This window comes from Roseateles koreensis, assembly GCF_028595305.1.
Taxonomy (GTDB): domain Bacteria; phylum Pseudomonadota; class Gammaproteobacteria; order Burkholderiales; family Burkholderiaceae_C; genus Paucibacter_A; species Paucibacter_A koreensis.
Window position 1 is genome coordinate 144013 of the sequence record NZ_JAQQXS010000013.1, and the last position, 12988, is coordinate 157000.

The window sequence follows — 12988 nt, forward strand, 5'->3', positions numbered from 1 at the left end:
AAAAAATGTGGCAGGCCCAGATATGGGGGCGACGCACTGTGTTGCAAGTGGGCTGCCATGTCAATCGGTTATTCTGTAAGCATTCCAACTACGGCACGCAGCCCCTGTGTCTGAACCTCCAAGTCGGTCCTCCCAGAGAGCAGGGCCCAAAAACAATTCCGAGTCCCGTGGCGTCATTGAGCGCTTGCTGGAGTTTCTCCACCCGGGCCCGGATTCTCTGCATGAGTTGCTAGGCACCCTGGCAGACGCCGAAAAGCGCGAGCTGATCGAGCCCGAGTCGCGCCAGATGCTCGAAGGCGTCCTGCGCATGGCGGAGCTCAGTGCTGGCGATGTGCTGGTGGCCGCGCCGCACATGGATCTGCTGGACATCGCAGCCCCCTACGACGAGTTACTGGGGGTAGTGATCGATACCGGCCACTCCCGGTTCCCGGTGTTCGAGGGGCAGCGGGACAACATCATCGGCATTCTGCTCGCCAAAGATCTGTTGAAGATTCAGCGTGCGCCTGAGCTGAACCTGCGCGCCTTGCTGCGCCCGACCCTGTTCGTCCCTGAAAGCAAGGGGTTGAACGAGTTGCTGCGCGACTTCCGCTCCAACCGCAGCCATCTGGCCATCGTGATCGATGAATTCGGCAACACCGCAGGCTTGATCACCATTGAGGACGTGCTGGAAGAAATCGTCGGCGAGATCGAAGACGAGTTTGACGACAAGGTTGGCGAATCTGGCATCTACACCCTGGCCGATGGCAGCCAGCGCGTGGAGGGCGACGCTGAAATCGCCGCCGTGAACGCCGCGTTTTCCGTCAAGCTGCCGTTGGATGACTTCGACACCATCGGCGGGCTCCTCGCCCATGAGCATGGCCGTGTGCCGCGGCGCGGTGAAGCCGTGGCGCTGCACGGCCTGCTGTTCACGGTCATGCTGACGCGTGGGGGGTCGGTGCGCTGGTTCAAGGTCACCCGCTTGCCAGACGCCAGGGCTTGATGCGCGCACGGCACGCCGGGTTTTTGTGGGCGCTGCTGGCCGCTTTGGCGCTGGGCGGCGTCCATACAGCGGCCTTTGCGCCCACCTATGCCTGGTGGGCGCAATTACTGGCGTTGGCGGGTTTGGCGCGCCTGAGTTGGCACGCATCGCCGCGTCGGGCTGCCGCCCTGGGCGTGGCCTTTTCACTAGGCTGGCTGTGCTGCGGTCTGTGGTGGCTGCACATCAGCATGCATCAGTTCGGCCATATACCGGCGCCGCTGTCGGCCTTGGCGGTGTTGCTGCTGGCGCTGTTTCTCTCCTGCTATTACGCCGCCGCATTGGCCGTGATGGCCCGCCTGAGCCCGGGGCTTGGCGTGGCCTGGCGCATGGCCTTGTGGGCCGCAGCCTGGGGCTTGGCTGAAACGGGGCGGGCCACCGGATTTGGCGGCTTTCCCTGGATTGCCAGTGGCTACGCGCATACCGCAGGGCCGCTGGCCGCCTGGGCCCCTTGGATTGGTGTCTACGGCATCAGCGCCTTGGCAGCGGCAGCGGCCTGTGCCTTGGCGGCGGGTTTGCAGCAGCCGTTGAAGGGGCGGGCCTGGACGGCGGCGGTGCTGACGACGAGTTTTATCGGCGTAGCGGCCTACGGCCTGCCTCGCAATTTCACCCAAAGTACGGGCCCATTGCGCGCCAGTCTGCTGCAGCCCAATGTGCCGCAAGACCAGAAGTTCGACCGTGAGTTGATCGATGCCAACCTGGACCGCCTGGCCGTGCAAATCGAATCAGCCCGGGGCCAGGTGGTGATCACGCCAGAATCGGTGGCGCCTGTGCCGGTGGCCTACCTGGACGCCGACTATGTGCAGCGTTTGCAGCAGGCGTCGACCCAGCGGCCCTTGCTGCTGGGTACATTTCTGGGTGACGATGAGCGGGGCTATACCAATTCGTTGATCGCCTTTGGCACCGTCAAGCCTTACGATTATGGCAAGCGGCATCTGCTGCCCTTTGGTGAATTCATTCCTACGGGATTCCATTGGTTCGTGAAGCTGATGGGCATCCCGATGGACGACCAGTTGCGCGGCCCGCACCAACGCGCCTTCGAGGTGGCCGGCCAACGCCTGCGTCCTTTGATCTGCTATGAAGACTTGTTTGGCGAAGATTTTGTCGACAGCGTGGTGGGCCCCGACGCGGCCACCGTGCTGGTCAACGTCAGCAATCTGGCGTGGTTTGGTGATGTGATGGTGCAAGACCAGCATTTGCAGTTCTCGCAGATGCGGGCGCTGGAATTCCAGCGGCCTTTCATTCGCGCCACCAACACCGGCGCAACGGCCGCGCTTGATCACCGGGGGCAGGTCACTGCCCGCCTGACGCCCAGCCTCAGCGGTGTGCTGGAGGTGTCGGTCGAAGGGCGCGTGGGCAGCACGCCCTATGCCCGCTGGTTGCAGGCCTTTGGGCTGACGCCCTTGTGGGTCGTGCTGGGCGGCGTGCTGCTGCTTGCAATGGGGCGCCGCCGGCAAGAGATTCCCAAGTAGGGCAGGCCTCGTAGAATCCGTCACAGTCGGGCTGCGCTGTGCGAATGGCGTGCCCATCTCTCTTTTTGCTTTTTTATCGGCCCTGCGCCGCGACAAAACATGCTGAGCTTCCAGCAAATCATTCTGACACTGCAGGACTATTGGTCTCGCCAAGGGTGCGCGCTGTTGCAACCCTACGATATGGAAGTCGGCGCCGGCACCAGCCATACCGCCACCTTTTTGCGCGCCTTGGGCCCCGAGCCTTGGAAGGCCGCCTACGTGCAGCCCAGCCGCCGCCCCAAAGACGGCCGCTACGGCGAAAACCCCAACCGTTTGCAGCATTACTACCAGTACCAAGTCGTGCTCAAGCCAGCGCCGGCGAATATCCTGGAGCTGTACCTGGGTTCGCTAGAAGCCCTGGGTTTTGATCTGAAGAAGAACGATGTTCGCTTCGTTGAGGACGATTGGGAAAACCCGACCCTGGGTTGCTGGGGACTGGGCTGGGAGGTCTGGCTCAATGGCATGGAGGTGACGCAGTTCACCTACTTCCAGCAGGTGGGCGGCATTGACTGCAAACCCATCACGGGCGAGATCACCTACGGCCTGGAGCGCTTGGCCATGTACCTGCAAGGCGTGGAGTCGGTCTACGACCTGGTCTATGTGGAAGGCAAAGACGGCGCTCCCGATATCAAGTATGGCGATGTGTTCCATCAAAACGAGGTTGAGCAGTCGACCTACAACTTCGAGCACAGTGACGTCGAGTTTCTACTGACCGCCTTTGCTGCGCATGAAAAGCAGAGCAAGCACCTGATGGAGCAGGCCTTGGCGCTGCCCGCTTACGAGCAATTGCTCAAGGCCGGCCACAGCTTCAACTTGCTGGACGCACGGGGCGCGATCAGCGTGACCGAGCGGGCCGCGTACATTGGGCGTATCCGTAACCTGGCCCGCGCCGTGGCGCAGAGCTACCTGGAAAGCCGCGCCCGTCTGGGCTTCCCGATGGCTCCCAAGGCCTGGGGCGAAGAGGTGCTGGCGCAGATCGAGAAGAACGAAAAAAAGACGAAGGCAGCCTGACCATGAGTGCCATTTCCAAGAACCTCCTGATTGAATTGTTTGTCGAAGAGCTGCCGCCGAAGGCGCTCAAGAAGTTGGGCGATGCCTTCGCCCAGGTTCTGGTCGAGAGCCTCAAGGCGCAAGGCTTGGCCAGCGCCGCATCGGTAGCCACCAGCTACGCATCGCCGCGCCGCCTGGGTTTGCATCTGACCGACGTGGCAGCCAAGGCCGCCGACCGTGCCCTGCTGCAAAAATTGATGCCCGTGACCGTGGCCCTGGACAAAGAGGGTCAGGCCACCCCCGCCTTGTTGAAGAAGCTTGTAGCCATGGGCTTTGACGCTTCGGCCGTGGCGCAACTCAAGCGCGCCCCCGATGGCAAGGCCGAGGCCCTGTTCTTGGACACCGTGGTGGCCGGTGCCACGTTGGCCGAAGGCGTGCAAAAGGCGCTCGACGAGAGCCTGGCCAAGCTGCCCATCCCCAAGGTCATGACCTACCAGCTGGCCGATGGTTGGAGCGATGTGAAATTTGTGCGCCCCGCCCATGGCTTGCTGGCCTTGCATGGCAGCGAGTTGCTGCCGATTCAGGCCCTGGGGTTGACGGCCGGGCGTGAAACACGCGGCCATCGTTTTGAAGCCCAGGTGGCGTGCATCACCGTCGAGAGCGCTGACAGCTACGCCGCGCAACTGCGCGAACAGGGTGCAGTGATCGCCGGTTTTGCCGAGCGGCGCGCTGACATCGTGCGCCAGCTTGACGCTGCTGCCGCCAAGCTGGGCCTCAAGCCGATTGAGGACGAAGCCTTGCTGGATGAAGTGACGGCCCTGGTCGAGCGGCCCAATGTGCTGAGCTGCCAGTTCGAGCCCGAGTTTCTGGCGGTACCGCAGGAATGCCTGATTCTCACGATGAAGGCCAACCAGAAGTACTTCCCGCTGCTGGACAGTGCCGGCAAACTAACGCATCACTTCCTGGTGGTCAGCAACGTCAGTCCGGCCGACGCCTCGGCCGTGACTGGCGGCAATGAGCGCGTGGTGCGGCCCCGTTTATCCGACGCCAAATTCTTCTTTGACCAAGACCGCAAGAAGTCCTTGGCGGACCGGGTCGCGGGCTTGGCCAAGGTGGTGTACCACGGCAAGCTGGGCACGCAGGGCGACCGGGTGGAGCGGGTTCGCGCCATCGCCAAGGCCATTGCGGCCCTGCTGGGCGGCGCTGAATTGGCGGCTGAGGCCGACCAGGCTGCGCTGCTTGCCAAGGCCGATTTGTTGACCGATATGGTGGGCGAGTTTCCCGAGTTGCAGGGCATCATGGGCGGCTACTATGCCCGCCATGACGGCCTGAGCGAAGCGGTGGCCCTGGCCGTTGAAGACCATTACAAGCCGCGTTTTGCGGGCGATGCGCTGCCGCGCAATGAGGTCGGCTTGGTTGTCGCCATGGCCGACAAGCTGGAAACCCTGGTGGGCATGTTCGGCATCGGCCAACTGCCCACGGGCGACAAAGACCCCTTTGCACTGCGTCGCCACGCCCTGGGCCTGGTGCGCATGCTGAGCGAGCGCGCTGGCACCTTGAGCTTGGACGCCTTGATCGCGGCGGCGGTGCCGGCTTTCGGTGCATTGATTCAGAACCCCAGCGTGGCGCTGAGCGAGTTCATCTTCGACCGGTTGTCTGGTGCGCTGCGTGAGCAAGGCTTCAGCGCCCAAGAGGTGGACGCCGTGCTGGCCTTGCGGCCCCAGCGCTTGGGTGATGTGGCCCAGCGCCTGACGGCGGTGCGTGCTTTTGCTGCATTGCCCGAGGCTGCTTCGCTGGCCGCGGCCAACAAGCGCATCGGCAACATCCTGAAGAAGAGCGAAGAGCCGGTGCACGCCACGATTGACGAGGCCTTGCTGCAAGAGCCGGCCGAGCAACATCTGGCCACCGCTTTGAAGAATGTGCAGCCGATGGCTGACGCGCTGTTTGCACGCGGCGAGTTTGCTGCGTCGCTGCGTGAACTGGCCTCGCTGAAGGGCCCGGTTGACGCCTTCTTTGACGGCGTGATGGTCAACGCCGAAGATGCAGCCTTGCGCGCCAATCGGCTCGGCCTGCTGAAGAGCCTGCACGAGGCCATGAATCGGGTGGCCGATCTGGCGAGATTGGCGTCTTGATGCGCTTGCATTTGGCGTTCATAACGAAAGAATTGAGCTGACCATGCCCGTTCGTTCTGATCACAACACCAATCACCCTATGAAGCTGGTCATCATGGGACGTGACGGGACGATCAACCAATACCGTGAAGACCACGTCAAGGCCATTGAAGAGTTGCAGCCCTTGCCGGGTGCGCTTGAGGCCGTGGCGCGGCTCAACCATGCGGGTTGGCACACGGTGATGGCGACCAATCAGCCGGGCATCGGGCGGGGCTTGCTGGACATGGCGTCGCTCAACGCCATTCACATCCGGCTCAATCAGATGCTGGCGGAAAAAGGCGGGCGGCTCGCTGCCGCCTTCTTCTGCCCGCACACGCCTGAAGAAGAATGCGCCTGCCGCAAGCCGCTGCCGGGCCTGGTTCACCAGATCGGCGAACGCTTTGGCGTGGACCTGTCCACCGTCCACATGGTTGGGGCGAGCCTGGGTGATTTGCAGACGGCGCAGGCGGCGGGCTGTATTCCGCATCTGGTGCGCAGCGAGCGTCTGGGCACGCGGGATGAGGCCACCTTCGCGGCCATCGCGGCGCAGGTACCTGGTACCCGTATCCACGACAGTCTCAGCGCTTTTGCTGAAAGCCTGATCCAACAAGATCGCCGCATCAAAGCCGATGCGCGCGGTGAAACCCAAGTCATCGACAGCGGCCCCGGAGAGTTGAATTGATTGCCACCTTGATTGCTGCACTGCGCTCGTTTTTGTTTGTCCTGTTCCTCATCGTGACCGTCATTCCGTGGGCCTTGGCGGTGTTGTTGATTTCGGTGTTTGCGCGCGGCAACACGGTGTATTGGGCGTGCGCAGCATGGTTGCGCGTGGCGATCTACGGGGCGCGTTATATCTGCGGCATACGTTGGCGCATTCAGGGCATGGAGAACCTGCCCACGCAGGCGGACAGCCGCTCGGCGGTGATTTTGTTGTCCAAGCACCAAAGCACCTGGGAGACTTTTGCCTACCCCTCGCTGATGTCTCACCCCTTGGCCTATGTGTTCAAACGTGAGTTGCTGTATGTGCCCTTTTTCGGCTGGGCCATGGCGCGCATGGACATGATCCATATCGACCGCAGCAAGCGGGCGCAAGCCTGGAGTCGCGTGGCCGAACAAGGCAAGCGCCTCGCGGCCATGGGCCATTGGGTCATCATGTTCCCGGAAGGCACCCGTATCGCACGCGGTGAAAAGGGCGAGTACAAAACTGGCGGTACCCGCCTGGCTGTGGAAACCGGCGTGCCGGTGGTGCCGATCGCTGCGGCGGCCGCACGCTGCTGGCCGCGCAAGAGCTTTTTGCTGCGCCCTGGGGTGGTGGATATTTCCATCGGCCAACAGATTCCCTCCGTGGGGCGGCAGCCGGCCGAATTGATGAATGAAGTGGAGGCCTGGATCGAGGCCGAGATGCGCCGCATCGACCCCGACGTGTACGCGCCGAAGCGGGCCGCCTCCGCCACCTGAATTGCCTGAATCGAGATCATCCGGCCACCATGCGCAAGCGCCTCGCTCACCTTCTGCAAGAGGCCCAGCTGAGCTTGTTTGGCCCGGAGACGGTGCTCACGCCGCCGCGGGATTCTCAAATGCCGCCCAAACTGACGCCCAAGCAGTTGCCGCCAGTCCTGGCCCCTGAGACGCCGCACACCGTTGCGCCCAAAACGCAGCGCGAGATGTGCCTGGGCGAGCATCGTGTGGTGTATGAGTTGAAGCGGGCGCGGCGCCGCAGCATCGGTTTTGTGGTGGGGGCTGACGGCTTGCGCGTGAGCGCGCCGCGTTGGGTGCCGCAAGCCGATATCGAGCGCGCCCTGCTGTTGAAATCAGACTGGATCTTGCGCAAACTCGTTGAGCAACGTGAGCGTGCCCGCCGCGTGCAAGAGGCGCGTATCGAGTGGCGGGACGGCGCCAGCCTGTCGTATCTGGGGCGGGCCCTGCAGCTGCGCCTGGACGCCAGCCAATCGGGCGCGCGCTTCGATGAAGCGCAAGGCATTTTGACCGTCGGTTTGCCGCCGGCGGCTACGCAGGAGCAGGTGCGCGATGTCGTTCAGGCCTGGTTGCAGCGCCGGGCACGGGCTTGGTTCGAGCCCCGCTGCCAGCACTTTGCTGCCGCTTTGGGCGTGCAGATGAAGTCGCTGCGCTTGAGCTCGGCGCAGACGCGCTGGGGCAGTGCCAGCGCAGACGGTTCGATTCGCCTGAACTGGCGCCTGATTCACTTCACCCCGGCCATCATCGACTACGTGGTGGCGCACGAGTTGGCGCATTTGCGCGAGATGAATCACAGCGCCCGGTTTTGGGCGGTGGTGCGCTCCGTGGTGCCTGATTTTGAGCAGGCGCGCGGTCAGCTGCGGCAAGAATCCATCATTGCGGAATGAGCCGGCTGAAGCGGTAGATGCCGTCAGCCCCTTGCGTGCGCGTGAGCGCACCGCGCAACCACAGCGCATGCAGATGGGCCACGGACTCGCCCATCGCAAACGTGGTTTGGTGCAGGTCGAGCTTGCGCTTGAAGAGCAAGTCCAGCAACTCAGCGGCGTGGCAGGGCTTGGCGGCACAGGCTTGTGCAACCTCGGCCAAGCGCTCGTCATGGTGGGCCAGCAACTGGTCCACGCGCGCGTGCAGGCCGGTGAATGGTTTGCCGTGGGCCGGCAACACCAGGGTGTCGGCAGGCAAGTTCAGCATCTCGCGGATCGACTGCAGATACAGGCTCAGCGGGTCGGCTTCCGGCTCGACATCCACCACGCTCACATTGGTGGAAATGCGCGGCAGCACCATATCGCCCGAGATCAGCAGGCGAAGCGCCGGGCAGTGCAAGCTCATGTGCTCAGGCGCATGGCCGTAGCCCACGATGCAGGTCCAGTCGTGTCCGCCGATTTTCAGCGTCATGCCGTGCATCAGGCGCCGGTAGCGCGTGGGCACGCTGGGCACCATGCTGGGGTAGTAGCTGGCGCGGGCGCGAATTTTTTCGAGTGACTCTTCGTCCGTCAAACCGTGGCTGGCAAAGAAGTCTGCCGCCGCGTGCCCGCCCATGCCCACCGTTGAGCCGCTGGCCAGGCGCGCGAGGTTGAAGTCGGTGGCGCTGATCCACAAGCGGCAGTCGCGACCGTCGGTGCTCCATCGTTCGGTCAACCATGCCGCCAGGCCGATGTGGTCGGGGTGGAAGTGGGTGACGATCACCCGCAGCACGGGCAAGCCGTCCAGCTGGGTGGCAAACACCTGCTCCCACAAGGCTTGAGTGGCTGCATTGGCCACGCCGCAGTCCACGATGGTCCAGCCTTGCACCGCGCCGTCGGGCCCATCGATCTCGTCGCGCAACAGCCAGAGGTTGATGTGATCGAGCGCAAAAGGCAGGCCCATGCGCACCCAACGCACGCCGGGTGCAATGTCGAGCGTGCCGCCCGGGGTGGGCAGGGCGTCGCCCAGGGGGTAGTGCAATTCAGATTCGCGTGAGTTGGCCATGTTTACCCTTGATGCCTGTCAGTCGGTGGGGCAGTTAAACTGCCCTTTACGTTAACGTCAACGTTCGCCAGTTTAGCCACCCGCCCCATGACTTCCAGCGCTTCAACTTCTGTCGCCGAGGCACAAGGCCGTTTGTTCACCATCACCGAACTGGCGGCGGAGTTCGACATCACGCCGCGCGCCATCCGTTTCTACGAAGACATGGGCCTGCTGGAGCCCACCCGGGCCGGGCGTAACCGCATCTACACGCACCGCGACCGCACGCGCCTCAAGCTGACCCTGCGCGGCAAGCGCCTGGGCCTGTCGCTGCAAGAGATCAAGCAGTTGGTCGACATGTACGACTCGGACACCGACACCGCCTCGCAGTTGAAAGCCTTTTTGGCGGTGCTACAGCAGCACCGCCGCCAGTTGCAGCAGCAGCTTGACGACATCGCCATCACCCTGGCGGAGATCGCTCAACACGAAGAGCGCTGCGAAAGCCTGCTGGCTGACGCGCAGGCAGGGCGTTAGGCTCGCGGCGCAACAACTGGCCCGCCAGTCCGGCCAGCGGGCTTCAATACAGCCGAATGGCCATGTCGAAGCTCCAGGTCCGGCGGATTTCTATCACATCGAACTCACGCGCCAATGCCGGTTGAAACGGCGGGTAGGGCGCTTGGCTTTGCACAACCTGGCGGATGGCGGCGTCGATCTCAGGCACGCCGCTGGAGACTGCAAAGTTGACTGACTCGACTGAGCCATCGCTTCGTATCGCCACGGTCACCATGGGCCGGGTGTGCGGCTTCCTGACCGCCTCACGCACGGTCTCGAAGGTCATGTTCAGTTGAATCTTGCGCGCCCAGGCTTCGGCATACAGCACCAGCTCGGCATCGGGGTCGGTGCGGCCCCACAGTCGGCCCCGCCGCGCCAAGCTGGTGGTGGGCGGCAGCTTGTTTGAAAGCGCGGGGGTTTCGCGGGCCGCGAGCGCGGCCGCGTCACGCTTGGCGGCCTCTTCATCCAGCTGCCGGCCCATCGCCCGGCGGGAGGCCTCGCGCCGGGCCTCCTGGGCTGCCGCCTCTTGCTGTGCTGCTGTTGCGGCGGCGGCCGTTGCCGTTGCAGTTGCAGTTGCAGTTGCAGTTGCAGTTGCAGTTGCCGCAGCTTGGCGGGCGGCTTCGGCCCGCGCCGCGTCCGCCCGTGCGGCCTCTGCTCGAGCGGCCTCCGCCCGCACGGCCTCAGCACGAGCCGCTTCCGCCCGCTGCGCCTCCTGCCGGGCCGCAGCTTGGCGGTTGGCCTCCAGTCGTTCGGCTTCGGCGCGTGCCGCTTGCTGGCGGGCGGTGGCTTGGCGCGCCGCCTCCAAGCGCTCGGCCTCGATACGGGCAGCTTCAATACGCGCAGTCTCGGCCTTCGCCTGATCGGCCTTTGCCAGTTCGGCCCGCACCATTTCGGCCTTTGCCAGCTCCTGGCGTGTCTTCTCCTGCTGTGACGCTTGTTGCTGAAGGGCTTCTTGACGGGCGGCCTCCTTGCGGGCCGCTTCGACTTGTTCCGCCAGTTTCTGGGCCGCTTCCTGCGCCCGCGTTTCCTCGGCGGCAGGGTTTGGCCGCTCAGGCGTCGATGCACTGGGCGCCGCGGCGAGTGGCGGCAAGGGCGTTGGCAAGGGCGGCACCACCGGCGGCGGGGGCAGCCGCAGCTTGGCAGTCTCTGCGCGATCCAGCGCGATCACGCGGGGCGCAGGATTTGTTTCGAGGGCGGCGATGGGGTGCGCGAGGGGTTCGACGGGAGGTGCCACTGCCGCCGCCACTGCTGGCGCTGCGAGCTGGGGCGTGATTGGGCCAGCCGCCGGTGGGGCTGCTGGGGCCACGGTCATCGCGCCGGGTTCGGGGGGCGGTGGCGGTGGGGTGTTCACCTCAGGTGGTTCGCCCAGTTGTTCTGTGGCTTGAATAGGCGCGGTTTGCAGGGCCGGCGGAGGGGGAGGGGCCTGCAGCGCCACCCGCAAGTCGGGTACCTGGGCGCGCCGGTCTTGCCAGGGAAAGTCAAGGCCGGGGAGCCCCGACTTGGCCGCGCCGAAGCCCAGGCTCAGCAGCAGCGCGTGAACGAGCAGCGAGGTCAGCAGCGCCATGCTGGCACCGCGGCGCTCGTTGGGCGGGGCCGCGCGCCACCGCAGCAGGGCCGTGGTGGGCAGCGTTCCTCCCGCGTTGTCGCCGGCTGAGTTCAAGTACACGGCTCCGCAAGCCTGGGCCTCGAGCCGGAGCACACACCGTGCCCAAGTCGCCCGCCATGGCCATGCCGCAACACCCCGGAGACATCCTTCACTCGCATTCGATCAATTCTCCCATAGACACTGCCCGGCGCAGGGGGCTCGGCGACCCTGGCAGAATCCTTGACCCACCTCGCTTGCACCCCTGCCTTCCTGATTCTTCACCGCCCGCATGACAGCTTCTGCCTCCTCCCCTCAACTCATCTCCGATCAAAGCCTGCAGCGCGGCGATCTGCAGGCTTTGCTCGCCGGGCCGGTGCCGGCTTTGCACTTTGAGCGTTGTGATTTTGAGGGGGCGGACCTGAGCCGGTTGAACTTGCGTGGGCTGCAGTTTTCAGCCTGCCGTTTTGTGGAGACCGTGTTCGAGAAATGCAGCCTGGTGGACACGCGCTGGGTGTCTTGCAAGGCGGGCCAGGCCAATTTCCATTTGGCGGATTTGACGGACGCGCAGTTCAGTCATTGCGACCTGAACAACACCCGGTGGGCGCGCAGCCGTCTGGCCTCCACTCAGTTCAGCGAGGTCAAACTCACGGGCGCAGATTTTGGCGGCGCCCACACCTTGGGGCTGAGTTTTCATGACTCGCTGATGGTGGGTGCAGATTTGCGGGGCATCTCTTTTCGCAAGCAAAAAGTCCAGCGCCTGGACTTGTCTGAGGCTGATTTGGGCGGCTGCGATTTTCGTGATGCGGTGTTCGAGGGCGGCAGCCTGCGCGACGCTAACTTGAAGAATGCACAGTTCAATGGCGCGGACCTGCGCTCGGTTGATCTGAGTGGTTTGAAGATCGCCAATCTGGCGCAGTTCTTCAAAGGCGCCACGATCTCTTTCGAGCAGGCGGCCGCCTTGGTCAGCGGTTTGGGCGTGCGCGTGATGTGAGCGCTTTGCGCGTGCGATATGCGCAGCATGCGCAAGGGCGAGGGCGAGGGCGAGGGCGAGGGCAGAGGTATGCGGTGCCCACAAGAATAGGAAGAGAAGTTTATGGCGGCAAAAGCACAAGTCCAAACAGACGGCATTGGGTCTACTTGGGCGTGTGTCACCTGGGCGGGCCTTGTGCCGGTGACAGCCCCGAACGGCATGAAGGGACGGGGACAAATTGCCTTGGGTTCACTCCTTGCATGGCCGTGTGGTGTGCCATTTCAACGACCGGTTCGGCGGTCTAGAACGGCCAGAATCTGCAATGAGTACGATTCAACCTCCTCAATCAACCCGAGCCCCCGCCGCAGCTTCCGCTGTAGTGCAAGTGCAGGCAGAGTGTCCTGCCAACAGATGAACATTCGGTAGTAGGCGCGCAGATCGGCACGTTGAGCGCAATAGGCCGTGGCGATCTGCGTGGCTTGCACATCGGTTAGCGCGCCCCGCGTCTGCATGGCTGCGGCGAAGGGTTCAATCTTGCTTTGAGTGTCCTGGCGCCATTCGCGCAGGACCTCGATCATGCGGAAAAGGCTGACTGCTGTAGGCTGCGTATTCAATTCGGCCTCGGCGATGTCAGTGGCTGTGCCGAGGCCCAGTAAATCGTGAGAGCCCAAGCGGGAGCCTGTCAGAAATTTTGTGTGTGAGGCATAGCATGTCGACAAGGAGCATGAATGCCAAGCAAGACAAAACCCACCGCTACGGCGGACCAGGCGGCGCAGCCGCAATTCCAGATCCCCG

Annotated in this window: 11 protein-coding genes and 1 pseudogene; 9 read left to right on the forward strand and 3 right to left on the reverse strand. The window is 63.8% G+C overall.

The window, feature by feature from the left end:
* Positions 1–106 precede the first annotated feature (106 nt).
* The 7 genes from PRZ01_RS15065 (at position 107) to PRZ01_RS15095 (ending at position 8029) form a co-directional block, all read left to right on the forward strand.
* Positions 107–979 (forward strand): HlyC/CorC family transporter, encoded by an 873-nt coding sequence (locus PRZ01_RS15065; protein ID WP_273597619.1) that lies wholly within the window; start codon positions 107–109, stop codon positions 977–979.
* Entirely contained in the window at positions 979–2487 is a 1509-nt protein-coding gene (lnt, locus tag PRZ01_RS15070) for an apolipoprotein N-acyltransferase (RefSeq protein WP_273597620.1), read from the forward strand. Before PRZ01_RS15065 ends, lnt begins: the two co-directional genes overlap by 1 nt.
* Positions 2488–2586: 99 nt before the next feature.
* Positions 2587–3537, forward strand: a complete 951-nt coding sequence (gene glyQ / locus PRZ01_RS15075; protein ID WP_273597621.1) for a glycine--tRNA ligase subunit alpha — start codon at positions 2587–2589, stop codon at positions 3535–3537.
* A 2-nt stretch (positions 3538–3539) separates the two neighbouring features.
* Positions 3540–5648, forward strand: coding sequence for a glycine--tRNA ligase subunit beta (glyS, locus tag PRZ01_RS15080; RefSeq protein ID WP_273597622.1), 2109 nt, complete (start codon positions 3540–3542; stop codon positions 5646–5648).
* Between the two features lie 43 nt (positions 5649–5691).
* Positions 5692–6348 carry a D-glycero-beta-D-manno-heptose 1,7-bisphosphate 7-phosphatase gene (gene gmhB / locus PRZ01_RS15085; protein WP_273597623.1) on the forward strand — a complete coding sequence of 219 codons (657 nt, stop codon included), beginning with the start codon at positions 5692–5694 and terminating at the stop codon, positions 6346–6348.
* Positions 6348–7124 (forward strand): lysophospholipid acyltransferase family protein, encoded by a 777-nt coding sequence (locus PRZ01_RS15090; protein ID WP_273597636.1) that lies wholly within the window; start codon positions 6348–6350, stop codon positions 7122–7124. The genes gmhB and PRZ01_RS15090 overlap by 1 nt, the downstream gene beginning before the upstream one ends.
* Before the next feature lie 29 nt (positions 7125–7153).
* Positions 7154–8029, forward strand: coding sequence for a M48 family metallopeptidase (locus PRZ01_RS15095; protein ID WP_273597624.1), 876 nt, complete (start codon positions 7154–7156; stop codon positions 8027–8029).
* Here the strand turns inward: PRZ01_RS15095 and PRZ01_RS15100 are convergent.
* Positions 8016–9110, reverse strand: coding sequence for an MBL fold metallo-hydrolase (locus tag PRZ01_RS15100; protein WP_273597625.1), 1095 nt, complete (start codon positions 9108–9110; stop codon positions 8016–8018). The genes PRZ01_RS15095 and PRZ01_RS15100 overlap by 14 nt on opposite strands.
* Positions 9111–9197: 87 nt before the next feature.
* On the opposite strand from PRZ01_RS15100, the gene PRZ01_RS15105 reads away from it, so the two are divergent.
* Positions 9198–9620, forward strand: a complete 423-nt coding sequence (locus tag PRZ01_RS15105) for a MerR family transcriptional regulator (RefSeq protein WP_273597626.1) — start codon at positions 9198–9200, stop codon at positions 9618–9620.
* Positions 9621–9663: 43 nt separating this feature from the next.
* On the opposite strand, the gene PRZ01_RS15110 is transcribed toward PRZ01_RS15105, so the two are convergent.
* On the reverse strand, positions 9664–11298 hold the full coding sequence (locus PRZ01_RS15110) for an energy transducer TonB (RefSeq protein WP_273597627.1): 1635 nt from the start codon (positions 11296–11298) through the stop codon (positions 9664–9666).
* Positions 11299–11512: 214 nt separating this feature from the next.
* Between PRZ01_RS15110 and PRZ01_RS15115 the strand changes: the two genes are divergently transcribed.
* Positions 11513–12214 (forward strand): pentapeptide repeat-containing protein, encoded by a 702-nt coding sequence (locus tag PRZ01_RS15115; RefSeq protein WP_273597628.1) that lies wholly within the window; start codon positions 11513–11515, stop codon positions 12212–12214.
* Positions 12215–12474: 260 nt separating this feature from the next.
* Here PRZ01_RS15115 and PRZ01_RS15120 read toward each other — a convergent pair.
* Positions 12475–12988 (reverse strand): annotated as a pseudogene (locus tag PRZ01_RS15120) (hypothetical protein); the annotation flags it as partial.